This window comes from Enterococcus sp. FSL R5-0957, assembly GCF_038008005.1.
GTDB lineage: Bacteria > Bacillota > Bacilli > Lactobacillales > Enterococcaceae > Enterococcus_B > Enterococcus_B faecium.
Genome location: NZ_JBBOYG010000002.1, coordinates 185,681 through 206,891, shown reverse-complemented (window position 1 = coordinate 206,891; position 21,211 = coordinate 185,681). Strand labels below are relative to the sequence as shown.

The following is a 21,211-nucleotide window of genomic DNA, read 5'->3' as shown; positions in this document are numbered from 1 at the left end:
TTTACGCCTCTTTTCTATTTTTGTGTATATGTAACAAGTTTTGTTTTGGTGAGAAGATAAAGGAAATTAAGAATAACCCTGCTGCGACAATAACAATCGCTGGACCAGAAGCCCAGTTGAATGTGTAGCTGAAGTACAAACCACAAATTGATGCGACAACACCAAATATAGCGGAGAAAACAAGCATCACGGACAAGCGGTCGGTCCAAAAGTATGCTGTTGCAGCTGGCGTAATTAACATGGCCACTACTAAGATGATTCCGACAGTTTGTAATGCTGATACGGTTACTAGCGTTAAGACGAGCATAAGGCTATAGTGGATTAGTTGGGTATTTAATCCATATGTTTTAGCGAAGGTCTGATCAAAGGAAGTGATTAACAATTCTTTATAAAATACTTGTACAAAAATAATCACAATTCCTAAAATAATTGCCGTTGTGATCATATCACTATTACTAACAGCTAGAATGTTTCCAAATAAAATATGGTGTAGATTGGTTGAGCTTTCGGCCATAGAGATTAAAATGAATCCCAATGCATAAAAGAAGCTGAAGACAACCCCTATTGCAGTATCTACTTTGATTTTACTATGAGAAGCCACGTAGCCGATTAACATTGCAGCTAGTACACCAAAAATAGATGCTCCAATCAAGATATTTATACCTAACATATAAGCAACAGCAACCCCTGGCAATACTGAATGAGAAATAGCGTCCCCCATCAAAGACATTCCTCGTAGAATGATGAAACTCCCAATAATCCCAGACATAATCCCCACCATTATTGCAGTGATTAATGCACTTTGAAGGAAATCATATTTTCCTAACGCTTGAAAAAAATCCGAGAGAGCAGTCATTCAATTTACCTCCTGAAATAGAACTGAAGATAAGTCAGCACTGAATGCTTTACTGATATTCTTCGAATTGTAGACTTCTTGAGTTGGCCCAAAGTCAATGATTCCGTGATTCATAATGACTAATTCATCAAAGTAATCATAAACTTTATTTAAATCGTGATGGATAACGATAATGGTTTTTTGTTCGTCTCGCCATTGTTTTAAAATAGCCATGATGGCACTCTCACTTTCCACATCAATTCCAACAAAAGGTTCATCTAAGACAACAATTTCTGCCTGTTGTAAAATTGCTCGAGCTACGAATACCCGCTGTAATTGTCCTCCTGACAAATTACCTATTTGCCGATTAGCAAAGTCAGTCATTTTAACTTGCTCAAGAGCTGCATCACAAGCAACACGTTCGCTTTTTCCTGGAGTCTTAAACAATCCCAGTTTTCCATAACTACCAGTTAAAACCAAATCATAGACATTGATTGGAAAACTGAGATCTAAATCCTTTCGTTGCTCTACATAGGCAACCTTCTTTTTTACTGTTGCCATTGAATGACCATCAAGCGCGCTACTACCTGATTTTGGATGAATAAGACCCAATATTGCCTTGATTAAAGTAGATTTACCAGCTCCATTAGGTCCGATAATGCCAGTAATCTTCCCTGCATTAAAATGGACGGATAAATTATTGAATACCGGTGTATCGCCGTACGCAACAGATAATTTTTTTACAGTTAACAAATAAAAACCTCCTTTAAAAACTAAATTTTTCTAATTTTGGCCTAACCTCTAAAAATACTTTGGTCAACCTTATTTTTTTCTCTCGACTATTTCAACAAAAAATCGTGAATATTAACAACGGTAATTATCATATAGATATATTTTTAACGTGTACAATTGATTCATTCCGATACAAATGAAATGAAGGCAAATAATATTAAATTAGGCGAATATTTATTTTTTTTTAGGTTTGTCTAATATTTTGCTTTAATTTAATAAAAAAGAGGTGTATACTTATGATGTTTTTAAAGGAAGGTGGAAATATTTTGAAAGATACAACAAGTCAGTCCGGTAAAGAGCACAAACCTCGATTAATTCAGCATGCGAATGGTCCCTCTTTAGAGGAAATTAACGGAACTGTCGAGGTACCCAAAGGCAAAGGCTTTTGGAAAACCTTGTTCGCCTATTCTGGACCGGGAGCATTAGTTGCTGTGGGATATATGGATCCAGGCAACTGGTCTACTTCGATTACGGGTGGGCAAAACTTCCAGTATTTATTAATGTCGGTCATTTTAATGTCTAGTTTAATTGCAATGCTATTACAATATATGGCTGCTAAATTGGGAATTGTTAGTCAAATGGATTTAGCTCAAGCAATTCGAGCGAGAACGAGTAAAAAACTAGGAATCATTTTATGGATTTTAACGGAATTAGCGATTATGGCAACAGATATTGCGGAAGTAATTGGCGCATCAATTGCTCTTTATTTACTTTTTAATATTCCGCTTGTCGTCGCAGTCTTTATTACGGTATTTGATGTTTTATTATTATTGTTGTTAACGAAAGTTGGTTTTAGAAAAATTGAAGCAATAGTTGTCTGTTTGATTTTTGTAATTCTTTTTGTGTTTGTTTATCAAGTAGCGTTGTCTGATCCTAATTGGGGGGATGTACTTAAAGGATTGGTTCCGACTGGTGAAACGTTCTCCTCTACACATTCAATTGGTGGTCAAACGCCTTTAACTGGTGCATTAGGAATTATTGGTGCAACCGTTATGCCTCATAATTTATATCTACATTCGGCTGTGTCTCAGACTCGAAAGATAAATCGTACGGATGAAGATGAAATCGCCAATGCTGTACGATTTTCAACATGGGATTCTAACATTCAATTGACTCTCGCTTTTTTTGTTAACTCCTTATTGCTCATAATGGGAGTTGCTGTTTTTAAAACAGGGGTAGTGAAAGATCCGTCATTCTTTGGGTTGTATGAGGCTTTATCAAATCCGGATACATTGAGTAACGGAATTTTAATCACCGTTGCAAAATCAGGTCTTCTTTCTACATTATTCGCAGTCGCGTTACTAGCTTCTGGACAAAATTCAACGATTACCGGAACTTTAACTGGACAAGTAATTATGGAGGGATTCATTCATATGAGAATGCCAATTTGGCTAAGACGTTTAATTACGCGTTTGATCTCAGTTATCCCAGTGTTAATCTGTGTAATTATTACAAGCAGGCAAGGAACGATTCGGGAGCACACAGCGTTAAATACACTAATGAATAATTCACAAGTCTTCTTAGCTTTTGCGTTACCATTTTCGATGGTACCATTATTAATGATGACCAATAGTGAGGTGGAAATGGGAAGCCGGTTTAAAAATTCGATAGTTATTCGGATACTAGGATGGGGTTCAGTAATTGGATTGACATATTTAAATTTGATTGGATTGCCCGGCCAAATTGAAGGTTTTTTTGGTGAAAAGGTGACATCAAGCCAACTTGTACTAGCTGATTCTATTGCCTATGTCATTATCGTCGCAGTATTACTACTGTTAGCGTGGACAATTATTGAACTGTATAAAGGAAATAAAAAATATAATCAATTAATTAATGAAAGGTAAGATGCACTATGGAAGGATTTGATGAATTTAAAAATATTTTAGTCGGGGTAGATGAATCAGAAGGAGCTCAAAAAGCCTTTCAATATGCTGTAAAGCAAGCGAGTAAAACTGGAGCCGCATTACTGATTGCCTCAATTTTAGAAATTGAAGAGTTGAATGTTTATGAAGCGTTAGACCCTGAGTACTTGAGACAGAAACAAAGTCAATTGTTATTTAATTTGGAAAAGTACAAACAATATGCAGAAAATAGCGGTGTAAAAAACATTCAGCTGTACAGTGGAGAAGGTGATCCGGCCGAGGAAATTACTAAGACGATTTTGCCAGCAACATCTGCAGATATCTTAATCATTGGATCGCGATCAATGCATGGAATTAAAGGATATTTTGGTTCGCATGCTACTTATATGGTTAAAAATTCTCCAATCTCAATTACAGTTATTAAGTAAATATTGCAGATAATATGTATTTAGGTCAATATCTTGGACAAATTTTAATAGAGATGGTTATGCTATTTCCTCTCTTGACAGGTCTTCAAACTCCTGTGGAGTTAGATAACCAATCGAACTAATGTAGCTAAATAGCGCTCGTTTGGCTTCTTCAAAATCTGAGTAAGTAGTCGTATAGACCTCTTCTTTTTTCAATGATGCATAGGAAGATTCGATTATTGTATACTGGCTGCATAAATCCGTTTGTAGAACCATTCCTCCTGGAATGTGATAATGCTTTTTGGATTAGAGTCAATAGCTGAGACACTTTTTACGAGAGATTTTTTATGTTAAGCAGCCAGTATCTTTTTCTAAAATTCAACCGGAGACAGATATGCTAAAGCACTGTGAATTCTGTGGTTGTTATAAAATCCTTGAACGTAACTGAAAATTTGTCGCCTTGCTTCTTCAAAAGTTTGATATATTGGTCGTTGGGACACATGTTCTTTCTTCAATAATGCATGGAATGATTCGATTCCTTCGTTATCGTAGGGACAGCCTTTACGGCTGTAGGAATGGTGATAGTTTTAATTTTACAGTAAAATATCCTAGATTGCGATGATTATGGATAGCGTTTGGGGATGATTTTGAATGAAATCAACATTTTCTGAAAATAGATTTGCTAATTTCTATTTTGCTCCGTATACTAATTAAGGAACGTTTGTTTTTTATTACATATTTCTGATCAATAGAGAAGGCAGGAAAATCATGAAGAAAAAACGTACGCTATTGCGTCCTTTAGGCTCTGGATTGGCGATGGGGGTCCCGCTTTTGTTAGGTATCTTATTAAAAGATCCGTTGATTAGTTCAGTCGGCGCCATGGGGGCTTTTTCTTATTTGGCGTTTCAACATGTCTCATTCCTTTATAATTTTAAAGCAATTTTGCTTCATGGTGGTGCGTTGCTGTTGGCATTCATATTAGGTGCATTGACTGCTTTAGCGCCTTGGAGTGCGCCTTTTATTATTGGCTGTTTGTCTTTTTCGGCTTTTTTACTTTCAAAAGTCTATCGCATCCCAAAACCAGATTATTTCTTTGTTCTGATGCTTTATGCAACTGGGTTTAATTTTCATACTGTGGCAGTTGCGGATATTTTCCATCAGAGTTCATATTTGCTTTATGGTTTGGCAGGATCGATCGTATCAGGTTTGTTGATCTCACTGGCAGAAGGATTGCCGTTACATAGCGAAACAACAAGATTTCAACGATTGTCAATGAAAGATAAGTATTATTTAGCACTGTACCAACAGCCTGAAATGGTATTGAAAGCACTCCATTTTTCCATGGTTTTATTTATCGCCACGTATATTGCCTATTTGCTAAGAGAAAGCAATGGCTATTGGATCTTGATCTCTGCGGCTGCAGTGCTAGCTGGCGAACATATGGAGAAAATCAAGAATCGTACGATTGGCCGTGTGCTTGGCGGAATCGTTGGCTTGCTTCTTGGATTTTTATTGATGTCTTTACATTTATCTTTACCGGCATTGGCCGTCGTTTTGATCATTTTAAATGTTTTGACAGAATTGTATATGCCAATCAATTATACAGTTGCCAATTTTTTTACCAATCCACAAGTATTGCTGTTGATGACGATTGGCAGTAGTTTTACCCCGCTACAATTGATTCCGTTGCGTTTTTCAGGTGCGTTGATCGGTAGTTTGCTGGCGATGATTTTGATTTTTGTCATGGATTGGTCCTTGAAACAAATGGAACAAAGTATGATTCATTTTAAAGAGAAGTAGGGGGAATAGACAAGAAAAAAGACTGTCAGTACAAACTGACAGTCTTTTTTTATATTAAGGTGAATGTGAACAACTGGACACCATTCGTGTCAATGGTTGAAAAATGGCGGAACCGATCCGTGATCATGCGATCAAAAACATGTAGTTTCATCATGGTTTTCTGATCGATATACGCTTCGGTTTCACGATCTAACTGTGCGGCCGATTGAAACTGGGCGTAAACATAAAAAACAGCGCCGTGATTGCGGTCAAAGTCCAACTGCTTGACCTGATATCTGCCAGCAGGCAAAACCTGGACATCGATGGAGATATCTAGGGATTGGCTTTCTAGAAACGCTTCTTCAGAAGACAAATGGGGGTCAAAAAAATTCGTATTCCAAAGCAATAACTGATAGTTTTGTCCTTCTTTCGTCATTAAATACTCTTCGCCTTGTGCAATCACTTGTCCCTGCAAACGGCGAATCAAAGACAAACAAAAGAATGCGGGTCTTTTTTTGCTTTGAAAGTGATAAAGATCCAAACCAGTACTGTAGGCATGCAGGCCAGGCTGATCAAATGTGTACTGCTCATGTAATTCATTGTTCAACCAAAATCCATATCCTTGGATTTGTTCAGATAACCCCAGCAGTTCTTGCAGAATAATCGCCCCTCTAAAAAATAACCCATTATAATCGACGGTTGCGCCTGTCAATGTGTTCCAATTTAATAGGTACAAAGGTTTACTGATTGCCAGTTCATGGCATACTTTTTTCAGCCAATGGATTTTTTCGCGCAAATAATGATGGGAAGATTCAATGGCTGTTTTTTGCCTATTATCTTCATGAAAGACGAAGTTGGGATCACCATCAAAATTGATGAAGTCAGCAGTATCCATGATCGTAGCGTGCAACGCGCGTAATTGTTTTTCACTTGTTGTGACATTGAGCGGATCTGGCAGATTCAAGTGGATCCCAATCGAGACAGTTGGCAGAATGTGTCGTATTTGATCATGCAGGTGCAGATAGTACATTTGTACGGCTGATGAATAGTCAATAGGTAGTTGAAATGATAGGCGTAAATGTTTAACCCAGCTTGGATCGATTTTTCGTTTTAAATGAACCAAAAATTTTTGGATCAGTGAAAATGATGTATCAGCTGCATATTCTGTTGCTGCCGTCGGTAATGTGAAACCAATCATCAAAGGTAAACGATGTTTGACCAAAAAATCAAAGGCCGTATCCAATCGTTCAAAGGCTGGAAATGAATTGAGTTGTAATAGATTGGCTAACGTATTGCTGATATCCGATGTATTGAGTAAGTCTTGGCAATAAAGACAATCGATCAAGCCGCTTTCAATCAGTTCAGTCAATTCATGTTGAACTTTGACTTGCGTCAAATCTGACAGTGAAGCAAGTTGAATAATTGTTTCTCCAACATGGAAGCGCCCATTTTTCGTCTCTTCATCAATCACCAAATGACGGTTGCGTCTATCGATCAAAAGAGGCTGCCGCGCTGGTTGTTGAACAGTTTGATAGAGTAAATGCAGGATTTCTTTGTCAGATAGATCCGACTGCACGGTACTTTTGGCAAAGGTTGTTTGTTGCGCCATTGGCGGCTGTGATTGACGATAATCAGTGGGTGTCATTTTGAGAAAAGCTTTGAATTGTTCACGATAGACTTTGACACTGGCAAAACCTGATTCAAGAGCAATCTGTTCAATGCTTTTTTTTGAGTATTGCAGTGAAGAGAGACTTTTGTGAATCTGAATTTTTTTGATGTAGTGGGATAGTTGTTCCCCAGTTTCTTTTTTGAATCGTTTTGAAAGAGCAGATTCTGAAACGTAAAAGTGCGCAGCGATGTCTTTGACTTTGATGCCTTCATGGATATGCGCATCTATATATTGCAGGATATCCGGCAACTGCCGATATCCACTGATTTGGATAGGATGGTGGCGATCAGTTTGATACCATTGCGTCAATAGAAAAATAATGGATTCCAATTTCATCATACGATAGATCTTTTGTTCATCTCGTTGGTTGAACTCATTCAAACCCAAATCAGTGATTGCCTGCAAGAGTTCACCATTGGCTGTTGCAGTAGCGTCCTCAGAAGGTATCTGAAAATGCACATTAAAAAACGCTGGAAACTGATCAGCAAAAAAAAGCGAATCAATCTCTAAGCATAGCACTACTGCTTCTCGTTCATTGTTGGCTGAAAAAACAGCAAATTGATGACCATTTAAACAATAGAGTTGTTGTGTGTCTAGACGTTGTTTATGGGTATCATGTTCTACGATCAGTTGGCCTTTTAGGACCAATAGTAATGTTAAGTGTTCAGCATAAAATCGTTGCGGTGTGGTTATACGATAATAATTGATGTGGCAGGCGTGAAGATTATCCATTAGCATCCCTCTTTTCTCTCGTTCATTATACATCGGATTCTTGATGAAGAAAATATCGTTCTTTAAAGAGTCTAAAAATTTCCTTTAGCAGGATCATTTCTATGAATGTATCTGAAATAGCAATGAAATGGATTGTTGCTAAGATAGAAAATATTAGAATAGACATGAGGAGGAATTGAAATGAAAACAGTACTACAAGAGATATTTGACGTATTAGATGATCGTAAAGACGAGATGATTGCGTTAAGAAGAAACTTTCATCAACATCCAGAATTGTCCTTTCATGAAACGGAAACGGCCAGGAAAATTGCTGCATTTTATGATGGTAAGGACTGTACAGTGATGACGCATGTTGGCGGGGGCAATGGGATTTTGGTGGACATCCAAGGTGGGAAACCGGGAAAGCATATTGCCATCCGTGCAGACTTTGATGCATTACCGATCCAAGAAGAAACAGATGTTCCATTCGCTTCTACCGTACCAGGTGTCATGCATGCCTGTGGTCATGATGGCCATACCGCCTATATGATGATTTTGGCGGACACATTGATTCAGTTTAAAGATCAAATCGCAGGTACGATCAGAGTGATCCATCAACCCGCAGAAGAAGTGACACCTGGCGGCTCAAAAGGCATGATCGAGGCAGGTTGTCTCGATGGCATCGACAATGTCTTTGGTATCCATGTGATGAGTACGATGGAAGTCGGAAACGTGTATGTGCACCCTGGTGCAGTCCATACAGGGCGTGCAACCTTCCAAGTCAAAATGACTGGAAAAGGCGGACATGGTTCAGCGCCACAAGATGCCAATGATGCAATCGTCGCTGCCGCACAATTTGTCTCAAGTGTGCAGACGATCGTTAGTCGTCGCATTGGGCCTTTTGATGCAGCAACTGTCACGATTGGTTCATTTGATGGCAAAGGTTCCGCCAATGTCATCAAAGAAACAGTTACGTTGGCAGGAGATGTTCGAATCTTGGATGAATCTTTGCGTCCGGTTGTAGAAACAGAGTTTCGCCGATTATTAGCAGGGACTTGTGAAGCATTTGGTATCACGTACGAACTTGATTATCAAAATGACTATCCCGTTTGTATGAATGACCCTGAAATGACGCAATTGGTGGCTGATGCAGTAGAAAAAGCAGCAATCCCTGAGGTGGTAGCCGTCAAAGAATGTGGACCGCAAACAGCTTCAGAAGATTTTTCTTACTATGCATTGGAACGGCCTAGTTGTTTCTTCTTTGTAGGGGCGCATACACCCGGTACGCCCATTTATCCCCACCATAATCCAAAATTTACGATTGACGAGGATTGTTTGTTGATTGCTGCCAAATCAATGGCAAGTATCGTTGTAACCTATTTGGACCAAGAATAGAGTAAAAAATAGTAGCTTTTTGCGAAGCAAGAAGTTGCCATGCAATCAAAGATCAAAGCAATGATCTGTTGATCGGGATCATGGGCTTTGCTCTTTTTGCATGCCATTATATAAAGTGAGGTTTAGGAAAATGAAAAGTTCTACTGCAATAAACGAAGGACCCTATCATGGCAATAATCGCCTATTGGTCGGGATCGTTTTGAGTGTTTTAAGTTATTGGCTGTTTGCGCAATCTTTATTAAATATGGCGCCAGATGTTCAAACAGACTTAGGGATCTCTTCAGGTGTACTGAGTACAGGTGTGTCGATCACAGGTTTGTTCTCAGGTATTTTGATCGTGGTCGCAGGAGGATTTGCTGATGCATTCGGACGGGTCAAATTGACCTATATTGGTATTTTATTTAATATTATTGGCTCTGCAGCATTGATTTTTGCAAGTGGCACTGGATTATTTATTGCTGGCCGCATTCTTCAAGGTATCTCAGCTGCATGTATCATGCCTGCCACGATGGCCTTGGTCAAAACCTATTTCCAAGGAAAAGATCGGCAACGGGCGTTGAGTTATTGGTCGATTGGTTCATGGGGGGGTTCAGGTTTTTGCTCCTTCTTCGGTGGTGCAATCGATAGTAATCTAGGTTGGCGTTACGTGTTTGTCTTCTCGATCGTGGCATCGATTCTAAGTGGGATCTTGTTATTTGGAACCCCTGAATCAATTGCAGGAACCCAAAAGAAGGGGCGGTTTGATACATTCGGTTTGGTTTTATTTGTCGTATCGATGTTGGCATTGAATTTACTTGTGTCAAATGGGGGAAGTTTTGGTTGGCTTAGTCTGAAAACCCTTGGTTTACTACTTATTGTGGTACTGGGATTGTGTATATTCTATTGGGTTGAAACCCATACTGATTCGGGGTTTGTTGACTTTGGCTTGTTTGAGAATAAAGGTTATCTTGGTGCGACGATTTCCAACTTTCTATTAAATGCGGTAGCTGGAACAATGATCGTGATCAACTCTTATGTCCAACAAGGTCGTGGACTTTCTGCTGGAAGTACTGGGATATTATCACTGGGGTATTTGGCGCTTGTTTTGATCACAATTCGAATCGGTGAAAAAATGCTGCAAAGAATGGGCGCGAGAAAACCAATGCTGTTTGGCGCATTGATTTCTGGTATCGGTGTTGCATTGATGGCTTTGACTATTGTCCAAGGCATGGCATATCTTGTGCTTGTTTTCATCGGCTATTCATTATTTGGCATGGGTCTAGGCATGTATGCAACTCCTTCAACAGACACAGCCGTTTCAAGTGTACCGCTAGAAAAAGCTGGCGTTGCTTCTGGTATTTACAAAATGGCTAGCTCATTAGGCGGTGCAATGGGGATTGCCATCTCAGCGAGTGTTTATAATGGGTTGAGTCAATCATCCTCGATCACAACAGGAGCAACTGCAGGCCTTTTGGTCAATGTCATCTTTTGTGTGTTGGCTATTTTTTCTATTGTCTTTGTCATTCCTAAACACCAAACAAAATAAATAAGCGTTGCGATAAAAAGCAAAATAACGCGTTGTCAAAGGTGCGGTTTTTCCACTTTGACAACGCGTTTTATTAATCTAACCCTAGGAATTTAGAGGTCCCTTCGTTTTGGATCTTCAGTATTTTGGCTAAAACAGAGGCATCAAAAGTACCATCCTGATTTGTTGCATAAAAGGTGACATCAAGCTGATACTCTTTCAAGTTGTAGTCTGAAAGTGTTGATGCTAATTTCTGAAGTTCTTCAGCTGAGAGCACCTCGCCTACCAAAGTAAGTGCGATGGACTGCTGCTGTTCATCGATTGTTTGTGCCAATAGATAATGATCACTTAAATTTGCTTCAACAAAACGCTTGGCATGATATTCGATGATGGTAGTTTCTACAGTAGTATAGACAAAAAACAGGCCAATCATAAAAATTGGCAGTGCTGCTAGACCAAATTTCCAAAAACGGTGATGTTTAAAATCACTATATTGCAGCAACCGGATGGTGAGAAAGAGGGATAACCCAATCAAAAATGTATTTGTGAAAAAAAGCTGTGCCGAATCCCAGGCAATCGCATAATCTCTGATAGATACCCCATACCCTGTCACACATAGAGGCAAAATCAAGGAAGTACCAATAGACACGCCAATGATCACGTCATTGTCACGCCCCCTGACTTTTGCAAAAGCAAGGGCTGAACCACCAATCAAGGCAATCAAAATGTCCCAGATTGTGGCAGAAGTCTGGGTGAGGATCTCGGGTGTAGAATCTTTTATTGGTGTGAGATAGAAAAATAAAAAAGAGATCACGAGGATAATGATCACTTGGATCGTGAATACAAGCAATCCTTTTCGTACTAGGTTAAAATGTGACAGACCTAAACCAAATCCAATGCCATTGACACCATTCAATAGAGGAGAAATCAGCATCGCACCAATGATTGTTGTCGTTGAATTATAGTTCAAACCAATCGACGCGATCAAGGTGGCGCAGACAAGCAGCGCATACACCAATACGGTCTGATCCATATCTTTTTGGATTTTGCCAATCAGTTGTTCTCTTGAAATCAAGTCAGGCGTTAAGTTCACTTCGATCATCCTTTCCAGTTCTTATGTCTCTATTCTGGACTAAAATGGACGATATGACAAAAATAAGTACCGGCCTGCCTGTAAACAGCACCAAATATTTTTGCAAATAAGGTGATCTAGGCTAAGATAAAGAATGTAGAAGATACCTCAAGCAAGTTTGAAAAAAGGGGATGAGAGAATAGTGGATTATTTCAAGTACTTTCAACGATTACGCGCAATTGCAGAAGCCGGCTTGTTTTATGGAAAAGACGCCTATGATATTGAACGATTTCAAGAACTAAAAGATATATCATTGATGTTGATGGAAATAGTGATCGACCAAGAGATAGACACATTGCATGTGTATTTGGACAATCAAGATGGCTATCCGACACCCAAAGTCGATGTGCGGGCCTTGATCAGACAGGGGGATTGCGTCCTGTTGGTGCGAGACAGCCAGAGCAAGGAGTGGTCGTTGCCAGGTGGCTATGCCGAGGTCGGTTTGACGCCCAAAGAAAATATTCAAAAAGAAGTATTAGAAGAAACAGGATTGACCGTTGCGGTTGGCGCGTTACGTGCGGTTTTTGATACCAATTTAAGAGAAGATATCCCCCAATTGTTTCAATATTATAAATTGGTGTTTGCTTGTGACGTACTTTCAGGGGAATTTGTCGCAAACAGTGAAACGACTGAGAGTGGTTATTTTGGTTTAAATGACTTGCCACCTCTATCTATCAAACGGACGACAAAAGAACAGTTGGTTCAATTGCTGCAAGACGATCAGGTATACGTTGATTGAGTTCGATAGATTGTCAAAAAAGCGTTTTAATGAGAATTTTCAGTCAAATGTTATTTACTTGCAGTGAAACTTGGTTTATCATCGATTTCGTTGTTTTCATTATTTACATCAAGTGTAATTTTCACATCTGCTTGATTGACGGAGGAGTAAAAAAATAAAAAATCATATCAATTCCTATTTTGGGCTTGATGCCTTGCAAATGACAGTCAAACGGGAGATTTTGGCTGGTTTTACAACATTTATCTCTATGGCGTATATCTTATTCGTGAACCCTACTGTGTTAGGTGCTTCAGGGATGGATGAAGGTGCAGTGTTTACTGCCACGGCGTTAGCCAGTGCACTGGGCTGTATCTTGATGGGGGTGTTGGCCAAATATCCAATTGCCACTGCACCAGCTTTAGGAATCAATGCTTTCTTTTCTTATTCGGTTTGTATTGGTATGGGCGTTCCTTGGCAAACGGCTCTGGCAGGGGTCTTCGTTGCTTCACTGATTTTTATCGTGATCACCATTTTTAAATTGCGAGAGTTGATTATCGATGCGATTCCTTCTGATTTAAAATATGCGATTTCAGGTGGGATTGGTTTATTTATCGCCTTTTTGGGTTTGAGTGAGGGCGGTATTATTGTCTCGGATGATTCAACTTTGGTTGCATTAGGTTCTTTAAGTGTCGGGACCACATGGCTAACGATTTTTGGTTTGGTTATCACAGCTATTTTGATGGTACGACGCGTACCTGGGGGAATTTTCATTGGGATGGCAGCAACAACGATTCTTGGCTTGCTGACAGGATTGATTCAAGCACCAACCAGTATTGTTTCGGCCGCACCTAGTATGTCATCGACATTTTTGGTGGCACTTCATCACGTTGGAGATATCAATTCTCTGCAAATGTGGGTCGTCGTATTGACTTTCCTATTGGTGACTTTCTTTGATACTGCAGGAACATTGGTGGGAACGAGCATATCAAAGCAACGGTTGAACGCCTTACTCATAAACGAGGCGATAGCTACAATCTGGATGCTTTATATGCTGACAACTCACAGGAAGAGGAACGTGAGCGGAAGTATCAAGATGAAGCTATCCGTGGTTGGTTAAGTGAATCTTTAAAGCCTAAAGAGGCTGCTTTGGCCATTGCAATCATCTCAGACCGTATGTCAATTCAGGAGTACGCGGCATTAATTGATGATAAAGAAAACAATGTTTCTCACCGCTGGAATCGTTTAAAACGAAAAATTGCAAAAAAACTTATAGAAAAACGTCCTTTTTGAGGTCCTCCCGTGGCCTATATGTAGGAAGTCAATTTAGCTTCCAAATAAAATTTTACGGAGGTTCTGCAATATGAACGATTTAGCAGTTTTTAACAATCCGGACTTCGGTTCGGTACGCATATTGATGGTTGGGATATTCCTTACTTTGTGGGTAAGGATGTGGCCAATATCCTCGGGTACGTCAATCCACAAAAAGCTATCTGCACTCACGTTGATGAGGAAGACAAGATGTTGAATGTCGTCTTATTATCACAATTCAGAAAATATCGGGCGTATGCGGAGGGGGTAACGAGCACCTTTAAACCGGTCATCATGTTTAAATCACCTAAGATTAAGGTGTCGCTTGAAGCTACACAAATGTTTAACGAACTAATTGCAAATTTAAATGCTGCTGATTTGATAGCATTTATTATACGTCAACAATTATTAGATAGTAACGAAAGTTCTGCTTTAGAATTAGCCTACAATTTCTATTTAAAAAATGAAGATGACCTATATAGGTTGAATTAAATACTTTACATCCGCACGCACAGTCGGTCAATCACCACAAGGGGACGCTCGTTTACATCGGCTAAGAAACCGCGGACCGACTGTTTGATTTTCTGGACGTGGTCAAAAAAAACATTGTTGATGACCGATTCCTTGAGCCACTTCCAAACGCCTTCCATTAGGTTCAACTGAGGGCTGTAGGGAGGGAGGAAGATGAGTGCCAGGCGCCTAGCGTTTTCTTCAAGAAAAGACTGGATCAGCTTGGCGTGGTGGATAAGGGCATTATCCAATACCATCACGATTTTTCCGGTGGGGTATTCCCGCAACGTCCGCTCCAGAAAACGGAGGAAGGCCGCTGCGTCGTATGCCCCTTCTTCTGTACAAATGATCCGACCGGTTTCATAATCCAAGGTGCCTATCAATTTTACCCCTTTGTGTTGTCCATAAGTGGGGATTTTTCGCTGGTGGCCGCGGAGAAACCAGGTGCAGCCAATGGCTTGGTAATCCCGGATCATGGTTTCGTCCTCGAATAGGAGGTGGTCAATATCGCTATTCAGCAATTTTTTTTAGGCTCGGGAAGGTTTCTTCCAAAAATACCTGTTGTTTCTTGGAATCCGCTTTTTTGAGGGTATACGTCGGACGGGTCCAGCTTAGTCCTAGCCGGTGAAGGAGGTCCGCCACGCCTTTTTGCGTATATCCATAACTCCATTCCCGGAGAATCAGGTCACACACAATCGCCAATGTCCAATTGGCACGGGATTTGAAACCTACTTCCTCCGGAGTGTGGTAGGCGACGATTTGGACCAGTTCCGCTTCCTGTTCATCTGTCAGCCGTGAAGGTCGTCCGCTTTGTTTTTTGGAGACTAAACCTTGGATTCCATTATGGCAGTAGTTTTTCACATAGTGGCTGACAGTATGCTCGTCGGGGCCGATGGTGTGCCCGGCTTCTTTCCGGGTGTGGCCTTCAAGAACCAACTTGACTGCCAGGAAACGCTCGTACAACCGGCGGTTGTCTGTCGTATTCATCGCTTTTTCCAATTCACGGATTTGGCGTTCTGTTTCCATGTTCCCCACTCCTCAAGTGTTTTCTTTAGTATACGCCTATAGGAGGAAAAACGAATACAATTTAACTCAATTTATATAAAAGGAAACTATGCAAAGACAGCAGACAAAATTACGGTCAGATTCAAAACGACTTTTGATATGACGACACAGATCGCTTTAGGAAGTGCCAAAACACGTTTTAGTAATTCTGCTTTTGTCGATTATGAAATTGACGGTAACTCTTATAGGGAAGCCGCTCAAGCAAATTCATGGATGGACACTACTTGGACCTTAAACGCGCTAAAAGCAGGGCTTTTCATTCCAAAAGGAGGAGATGTAAAAGCATACTTGCAAGCAGCTTTTAACCGTAATTTCCCAAATATCTTTTCAGAAGATGTTGCTACAAGTGATCAAATCTATTGGATGGGATTATTTAATACGTATAAAGCGACACTTCATGAAGGAACCAAGATTGTCGATCAATTACAAGATGGTCAAACGTTTAAAGAAGCAGTAGTTTATACAGTTGACGTATCCGGAACAGAAAACCAAGTAAGATCTCTGAAGGAAGAATTGAGCTCAGCTGATTATCGCTTGACGTATGATCCAGTGACAAAACAAGTGACAGTAGAACTGTTGAAAGACACTTCAGAAACGATTGCTGTCTTCATTGCTGTCGAAGCAGCTACAGATGTTTACAAGTACAACAATATGATCTCTTTGACAGATGGTACAACGGATTTAACTGCTGAAGCGCAAGTTGAGAGATCCGCAAAAGGAAACTGGTTAACAAAAAATGGCACTCAAAATGTTGACAATAATCGACTGTTGGGTTGGGAAGTGCTGGTTAACCAAGATAGTCTAACGATCAAGAATGCTGTGATTGAAGATACGATCAATTATAATCAACAGACTTTCTTGTACGATGAGACAGGAAAAGTCCTTGTTGATGTGTATAAAGCCGTCAAAGACGGAGATCAATGGATAAAAGGTGAGAAAGTTATTTTCAATAATCAAGACAATCCAAATGTAACAACGAATGGTATTGATGGAACATTCACATTACGTATTGCTTTTGAGGATGTCATTGACAGTCCATACTTCATCGTTTATCAAACGAAACTTGATCCTGGCATTCGAAATAATGAAGTTGTTTCAAATGATGTGTCTCTTTACGGAAGTCAGACGGAAATCCATCAAGTAACAAAAGACGTAATCGTCAAATCTACCAACGGTAGCGGTACTTCAACGGGAACAAATGGCTCGTTGACAATCAAGAAATATGACAGAGAAGGGGATAAGGAAGCTGGGATCAACAAAGAGGCACATTTCCAACTCAGTCGTAAAAATGCCGAAGGAAATTACGAAGTTGTTTTCTCCGAACTTGTTGTCAGAAATAATAAGTTGATTCAAGGAACTAGCGAATTTGACCGCTTAGATGGGCTACGATATGGAGATTATAAAATCCAAGAAACGAAAGCACCAGATGGATATGAGCGGGATGAAAAAGAATATACGTTTACGATCTCGAGCGAGGAAGTCGATTATGTCTTTGAACTAGCTAATACAAGGGAAATTATCGAAACTAGCCTAGCTTTAACGGCTACGAAAGCTTTGGAAGGCCGACAGATCGAAGACGGGGAATTCACTTTTGTTTTGGCAGATGAAGAAAATAAAATCCTTCAAGAAAAGACGAACAAGGCAAATAATATTCTTTTTGATGAGATTACTTATCAAAAAGAAGGAACCTATCGATATAAAATTTATGAAGTACAAGGACATGACGCTACGATTAGCTATGATGATTCAATCACCAATGTTACAGTAGAGGTGAAAAATAACGACGGACAGTTAGAAGCAACAGCCACCTATGAAGGCAACGCCGTCTTCACGAACACTTACACACCAAAAGCTGGCAGTGTAGTGCTGGAAGCTGAGAAAGTCTTGACTGGCCGTTCACTAGTCGCAGGGGAGTTCACTTTTGAATTAGTCGATCAAGAAGGAAAGGTAATCCAAAGTCAAACCAATGACGGCACAGGGAAAGTTTACTTCGATGCGATTCCATACGACAAAGCCGGCGAATTTAATTACACGATCCGTGAGAAAGTGGGTCAAGATGACACAGTCACTTATGATGATACGGAAGTGCTAGTGACTGTAAGTGTGAAAGACAATGAAGGACAATTGGAAGCAACAGCGACTTATGAAGGCAACGCCGTCTTCACGAACACTTACACGCCAAAAGCTGGCAGTGTAGGGTTGGAAGCAGAGAAAGTCTTGACTGGCCGTTCACTAGTCGCAGGGGAGTTCACTTTTGAATTAGTCGATCAAGAGGGACAAGTGATTCAAAGTCAAACCAACGATGGTAGCGGAAAAATTTACTTTGATGCGATTCCGTACGACAAAGCCGGTGAGTACAACTATACGATCCGGGAAAAAGCCGGACAAGACAGTACAATCACTTATGATGACGCAGAGATTCCAGTGACCGTAAATGTCGAAGATCAAAACGGAACATTGGAAGCGAAAGCAGATTATGGTAGCGAGCCAACCTTTACTAACCGCTACACGCCAGAAAAAGCTCCTGATCCAGCAAAAAATCAGAATACAAAAACACCGATGAAGAAAAACGAACTGCCAAAAACCGGTGAAACGTATCAAGTCAGCTGGATGTTAGTAGGCTTGTTACTAGTAGGCATTGTGGTAGTGGTATATCGCAGACAGAAAAGAAAGTAACTAGCTAAACGATCAAAGATTCCTTGATCTGGTTTCCTATGTTGGAAACGGATCAGGGGGTCTTTTGCTTTTGAAAGAGGTCTTGTTGAAAAAAAAACCTCTGTTTACCTTTTGAGTAACAAAAGATAAACAGAGGCACCCACCTTGTCAAACCAGCACGTGGTCGTTAATTGAAAAATATAAGTTGTACGCTTGTAACTGAACAGCAGTCATTAAACTGGTCCCTGCCAGACCCCATTGGTGTACATATAAGCCTGTACCTGCTTTGTGCTCGCTTTTGACTCCCACCCAGCTGTTTTATAAATCAACAAGCCAATTTGTTTGTTGAATCTGCCCGTCTAATTCACGTAAGGCTTTTGCGGTTTGATTCAAACGGTCGGTGATTTGCTTGGTATCGATCGTTCGGATCATACGAATCTCATTACGTCCCATCCGTGGAGCAACCTTGGCTGCTTCCAATGTTGCCGTTAGCATCGCATGCGAACGCCTTAAAGCTTCCCGTTTCTCTAATGCAGCAGCAATCGTTTCTTGTTCACCGATTTTGACGACCGCATTTCGCTGATTGATTGCAATGACCAACTGGGCAAATTCTTGGTTTGTTGTTTCATAATCCAGCAGTAAGTCGTCGATGCTGCGGTCTAACGTATCGCCTTCTTGGATCACGGCACTACTGGCAATCTCTTCTCGTAACAGAGTGAGTTTGGATTCAAGATCTCTTCGTAGTAATAATGCTTCAGCAAGTTTCATTGATTTCATCCTTTCAAGCAAGGTTTCTTTTCTTTATCTTAGAAAAAAAACACTAAGCTGGCAAGTATTTGCCCTCCAAAAAGTCTCGAAGCCATTATTGAAAAGATTGAAAATTCTAAAAACTGTTTGACTTGAAAAACGAGGAATAGTATACTTTTATCAATTCAGTAGAATATAGGACATCGATGAGAAGAGTAGCTTTGATGACTGTTTAAAGAGAACCCGGGTTGGTGAGAAAGGGGACAGAACGCTAAGTGAAGATGAGCTCAGAGTCTTTTAACTGGTTTACGCTGGTTAGACGGAACGCAGCCGTTATCCTGCCGAGTATGCATACGTACTGATGAGGTGTTATTTGTAAAAATGACACGAAAAAGGGTGGTAACACGAAGTCTTCGTCCCTTTGTTGATCAATGATGATCAGCAAAGGGACGAGGATTTTTTTATTTGATCAAGCTTGCAACTCGCAAGTGAAAAGGAAAGAGGAGAGTAAATGAAAAAGGGTTTGGTTGTTGTAGGAATTTTAAGTTTTTTGTTAGCAGGATGTAGCACGACTGGATCGTCCGCAAAGGAGACAGATCCAGAAGTTCAAGAGATTTCAGTCAGCTTACCGGCAGAGTTGACAACATTAGATACGACGCAAACAACGGATAAAGTTACGTTTACCGTTATCCAGCATCTTTTTGAAGGGTTGTATCGTTTTGATGAAAAGAGTCAGCCAGTTCCCGGTTTGGCGGAGGAAGCAGTCATCAGTGAAGATGGCAAGACATATACCTTTAAACTAAAGGAAGAAGCCAAATGGAGTGATGGGCAGCAAGTGCAAGCAGCAGATTTTGCTTATGCTTGCAAGCTAATGGCGGGCATCATTGGAAAGAAAGGATAAAAGCGGCGTAATTCTTGAATAAATGAATCCTGTAACTCCGAAAAGTTTTGTTTAAGTGCTTGGTAGATGGTCGTTGTACTAAAAAGGGCATGTCCCATCAAAGCGATCCAAACGGTTAAAGCAACCGTAGGGCGGATGATATTTAACAGATCGACGGCTGCAACTTCGATCGGCAGTAAATTACCTTCAAGATCAGTGGCAGTAGCGAAAGTATAAAGTGCTAATGATTCTTTGCCAGCAACAGGATGTTGATGAGCTTCTTCAATCAATCCTTGAGCCCATTTCTCAGATTTTTTACGATCTTCGACGCCTCTTAAATGGGCGACAGGGGAGGTGACAGTCCCGCTGAACATAGCAACTTGATAATCAGCTAACTCACTGATCTCTGATTGAGACAGTGGTGCTAGATTGATTCCTGACCATTCACAAATCGTTTTGAATAGAACATTTTTTGTGAGTGAAAAAAGCTCAAAGGTACCGGATTGTTTATCCAGTTCATGAGAAAGGTTTCGTTCCAACAAATCATGGTAATCGGTCATTCTCTCAGGTGTCATCAAGTCCATAAAGTAGTTTTTCCGATGGTGATGTTGTTCCCCGTCTAAAGTTTGAACCCCCTCTTCACCTAACAAGGTTGAACGGACGAGTTTAGGCATTGCTCCTTCACGTTTAAAGTTTCGTGGATCATAAAAAATTTTTGCTGCTTCTTTTCCATAAATGGCAATCACTTCTTGATTCAGAAATTTTGCTCTAACGACTGGGGCATTCACCTCAGACCGTAATTCTCCTAAGATTTCATAACCAGCATCAAAGAGTTCTTTGACCTCAGTTAATTTGATTTTCGCTGTTGGTACTTCTTTCATTGGATTTCCTCCTATCTTTTTCCTATTGATATACTTCTAGCTTAAGCTTTTTTCTTTATTTAGACAAAAGAAACACATAAAAAAGAGCAGATCATCTTGGATGATCTGCTCAAAATGCGGAAGATGGGAGTTGAACCCACACGAGATATACTCACACGCGCCTGAAGCGTGCGCGTCTGCCATTCCGCCACTTCCGCGCATAAATAACCTTAGCGCATTTTGAGAATTTTGGCAAGAAAAAAAATAAGTCTGTCAGCGGGGACTGACAGACAAGGAGTAAAAAATGAAAAAGTTGGGTTGTTTGTTGGGTTATTTATATAGTAACCGGAAAATATGAAAAAATTGTGATCAACCCTTAGCG

16 protein-coding genes, 1 tRNA gene and 5 pseudogenes are annotated in these 21,211 nt (G+C 40.2%); 12 read left to right on the top strand and 10 right to left on the bottom strand.

The features are described 5' to 3' along the window. Position 1: 1 nt before the first annotated feature. Both MKX69_RS13565 and MKX69_RS13560 read right to left on the bottom strand, forming a co-directional pair. Complete coding sequence (locus tag MKX69_RS13565; RefSeq protein ID WP_142434258.1) at positions 2-856, bottom strand: metal ABC transporter permease; 855 nt, start codon at positions 854-856, stop codon at positions 2-4. Next, positions 857-1,588, bottom strand: coding sequence for a metal ABC transporter ATP-binding protein (locus MKX69_RS13560; protein ID WP_142434257.1), 732 nt, complete (start codon positions 1,586-1,588; stop codon positions 857-859). A gap of 275 nt (positions 1,589-1,863) precedes the next feature. On the opposite strand from MKX69_RS13560, the gene MKX69_RS13555 reads away from it, so the two are divergent. Both MKX69_RS13555 and MKX69_RS13550 read left to right on the top strand, forming a co-directional pair. Beyond that, the gene (locus MKX69_RS13555) at positions 1,864-3,471 is read left to right on the top strand and encodes an Nramp family divalent metal transporter (protein WP_341010573.1); all 1,608 of its coding nucleotides are present in this window, start codon (positions 1,864-1,866) and stop codon (positions 3,469-3,471) included. A gap of 8 nt (positions 3,472-3,479) precedes the next feature. Continuing rightward, the gene (locus MKX69_RS13550; protein ID WP_002336201.1) at positions 3,480-3,917 is read left to right on the top strand and encodes a universal stress protein; all 438 of its coding nucleotides are present in this window, start codon (positions 3,480-3,482) and stop codon (positions 3,915-3,917) included. A gap of 57 nt (positions 3,918-3,974) precedes the next feature. Here the strand turns inward: MKX69_RS13550 and MKX69_RS13545 are convergent, their stop codons facing one another. Both MKX69_RS13545 and MKX69_RS13540 read right to left on the bottom strand, forming a co-directional pair. Continuing rightward, positions 3,975-4,172, bottom strand: a complete 198-nt coding sequence (locus MKX69_RS13545; protein WP_002297837.1) for an IS3 family transposase — start codon at positions 4,170-4,172, stop codon at positions 3,975-3,977. A gap of 95 nt (positions 4,173-4,267) precedes the next feature. Next, positions 4,268-4,471: pseudogene (locus MKX69_RS13540) on the bottom strand (IS3 family transposase); the annotation flags it as partial. 193 nt (positions 4,472-4,664) lie between these two features. Here MKX69_RS13540 and MKX69_RS13535 point away from each other — a divergent pair. After that, positions 4,665-5,696 carry an FUSC family protein gene (locus MKX69_RS13535; protein ID WP_038809228.1) on the top strand — a complete coding sequence of 344 codons (1,032 nt, stop codon included), beginning with the start codon at positions 4,665-4,667 and terminating at the stop codon, positions 5,694-5,696. Positions 5,697-5,745: 49 nt separating this feature from the next. Here the strand turns inward: MKX69_RS13535 and MKX69_RS13530 are convergent, their stop codons facing one another. Further along, on the bottom strand, positions 5,746-8,076 hold the full coding sequence (locus tag MKX69_RS13530) for a helix-turn-helix domain-containing protein (RefSeq protein ID WP_181811526.1): 2,331 nt from the start codon (positions 8,074-8,076) through the stop codon (positions 5,746-5,748). A gap of 180 nt (positions 8,077-8,256) precedes the next feature. Between MKX69_RS13530 and MKX69_RS13525 the strand changes: the two genes are divergently transcribed. Together MKX69_RS13525 and MKX69_RS13520 are read left to right on the top strand one after the other, a co-directional pair. After that, positions 8,257-9,450, top strand: coding sequence for an amidohydrolase (locus MKX69_RS13525; protein ID WP_005879141.1), 1,194 nt, complete (start codon positions 8,257-8,259; stop codon positions 9,448-9,450). 130 nt (positions 9,451-9,580) lie between these two features. Further along, positions 9,581-10,975, top strand: coding sequence for an MFS transporter (locus MKX69_RS13520; protein ID WP_005879142.1), 1,395 nt, complete (start codon positions 9,581-9,583; stop codon positions 10,973-10,975). A 73-nt stretch (positions 10,976-11,048) separates the two neighbouring features. Here MKX69_RS13520 and MKX69_RS13515 read toward each other — a convergent pair whose 3' ends face one another. After that, positions 11,049-12,056 carry a DUF389 domain-containing protein gene (locus tag MKX69_RS13515; RefSeq protein WP_227645005.1) on the bottom strand — a complete coding sequence of 336 codons (1,008 nt, stop codon included), beginning with the start codon at positions 12,054-12,056 and terminating at the stop codon, positions 11,049-11,051. 169 nt (positions 12,057-12,225) lie between these two features. Here MKX69_RS13515 and MKX69_RS13510 point away from each other — a divergent pair, with 169 nt between their 5' ends. From MKX69_RS13510 to MKX69_RS13490, 5 genes and pseudogenes are all read left to right on the top strand, one after another. Beyond that, on the top strand, positions 12,226-12,825 hold the full coding sequence (locus MKX69_RS13510; protein WP_038809230.1) for an NUDIX hydrolase N-terminal domain-containing protein: 600 nt from the start codon (positions 12,226-12,228) through the stop codon (positions 12,823-12,825). A gap of 154 nt (positions 12,826-12,979) precedes the next feature. Further along, a pseudogene (locus tag MKX69_RS13505) lies at positions 12,980-13,780 on the top strand (NCS2 family permease); the annotation flags it as partial. Positions 13,781-13,950: 170 nt separating this feature from the next. Continuing rightward, the gene (locus tag MKX69_RS13500) at positions 13,951-14,094 is read left to right on the top strand and encodes a hypothetical protein (RefSeq protein WP_156272371.1); all 144 of its coding nucleotides are present in this window, start codon (positions 13,951-13,953) and stop codon (positions 14,092-14,094) included. 120 nt (positions 14,095-14,214) lie between these two features. Further along, positions 14,215-14,313: pseudogene (locus MKX69_RS13495) on the top strand (BRO-N domain-containing protein); the annotation flags it as partial. Positions 14,314-14,322: 9 nt separating this feature from the next. Beyond that, positions 14,323-14,604 (top strand): hypothetical protein, encoded by a 282-nt coding sequence (locus MKX69_RS13490; protein ID WP_038809225.1) that lies wholly within the window; start codon positions 14,323-14,325, stop codon positions 14,602-14,604. Positions 14,605-14,609: 5 nt separating this feature from the next. Here MKX69_RS13490 and MKX69_RS13485 read toward each other — a convergent pair. After that, positions 14,610-15,648 (bottom strand): IS630 family transposase gene (locus tag MKX69_RS13485; RefSeq protein ID WP_142434254.1). Its coding sequence is split into 2 segments (ribosomal slippage): positions 14,610-15,149 and positions 15,151-15,648, totalling 1,038 coding nucleotides; the frame shifts between segments, so codons are not numbered across the junction. Positions 15,649-15,786: 138 nt separating this feature from the next. On the opposite strand from MKX69_RS13485, the gene MKX69_RS13480 reads away from it, so the two are divergent. Then, positions 15,787-18,363, top strand: coding sequence for a Spy0128 family protein (locus tag MKX69_RS13480; RefSeq protein ID WP_072538801.1), 2,577 nt, complete (start codon positions 15,787-15,789; stop codon positions 18,361-18,363). Positions 18,364-18,660: 297 nt separating this feature from the next. Here MKX69_RS13480 and MKX69_RS13475 read toward each other — a convergent pair whose 3' ends face one another. After that, positions 18,661-19,110 (bottom strand): DIP1984 family protein, encoded by a 450-nt coding sequence (locus MKX69_RS13475; protein WP_038809364.1) that lies wholly within the window; start codon positions 19,108-19,110, stop codon positions 18,661-18,663. 490 nt (positions 19,111-19,600) lie between these two features. Here MKX69_RS13475 and MKX69_RS13470 point away from each other — a divergent pair. Continuing rightward, positions 19,601-19,957: pseudogene (locus tag MKX69_RS13470) on the top strand (ABC transporter substrate-binding protein); the annotation flags it as partial. On the opposite strand, the pseudogene MKX69_RS13465 reads toward MKX69_RS13470, so the two are convergent. Further along, positions 19,951-20,850 (bottom strand): annotated as a pseudogene (locus MKX69_RS13465) (cytochrome P450); the annotation flags it as partial. The pseudogenes MKX69_RS13470 and MKX69_RS13465 sit on opposite strands and share 7 nt — an antisense overlap. Positions 20,851-20,965: 115 nt before the next feature. Beyond that, positions 20,966-21,047, bottom strand: a tRNA-Leu gene (locus tag MKX69_RS13460). Between the last annotated feature and the right edge of the window lie 164 nt (positions 21,048-21,211).

Coding starts and splice junctions, on each gene's coding strand:
- MKX69_RS13565 (WP_142434258.1), bottom strand. CDS start 856: ATGACTGCTCTCTCGGATTTTTTTCAAGCGTTAGGAAAATATGATTTC.
- MKX69_RS13555 (WP_341010573.1), top strand. CDS start 1,864: ATGATGTTTTTAAAGGAAGGTGGAAATATTTTGAAAGATACAACAAGT.
- MKX69_RS13550 (WP_002336201.1), top strand. CDS start 3,480: ATGGAAGGATTTGATGAATTTAAAAATATTTTAGTCGGGGTAGATGAA.
- MKX69_RS13545 (WP_002297837.1), bottom strand. CDS start 4,172: ATGGTTCTACAAACGGATTTATGCAGCCAGTATACAATAATCGAATCT.
- MKX69_RS13535 (WP_038809228.1), top strand. CDS start 4,665: ATGAAGAAAAAACGTACGCTATTGCGTCCTTTAGGCTCTGGATTGGCG.
- MKX69_RS13530 (WP_181811526.1), bottom strand. CDS start 8,076: ATGGATAATCTTCACGCCTGCCACATCAATTATTATCGTATAACCACA.
- MKX69_RS13525 (WP_005879141.1), top strand. CDS start 8,257: ATGAAAACAGTACTACAAGAGATATTTGACGTATTAGATGATCGTAAA.
- MKX69_RS13520 (WP_005879142.1), top strand. CDS start 9,581: ATGAAAAGTTCTACTGCAATAAACGAAGGACCCTATCATGGCAATAAT.
- MKX69_RS13515 (WP_227645005.1), bottom strand. CDS start 12,056: ATGATCGAAGTGAACTTAACGCCTGACTTGATTTCAAGAGAACAACTG.
- MKX69_RS13490 (WP_038809225.1), top strand. CDS start 14,323: ATGTTGAATGTCGTCTTATTATCACAATTCAGAAAATATCGGGCGTAT.
- MKX69_RS13480 (WP_072538801.1), top strand. CDS start 15,787: ATGACGACACAGATCGCTTTAGGAAGTGCCAAAACACGTTTTAGTAAT.
- MKX69_RS13475 (WP_038809364.1), bottom strand. CDS start 19,110: ATGAAACTTGCTGAAGCATTATTACTACGAAGAGATCTTGAATCCAAA.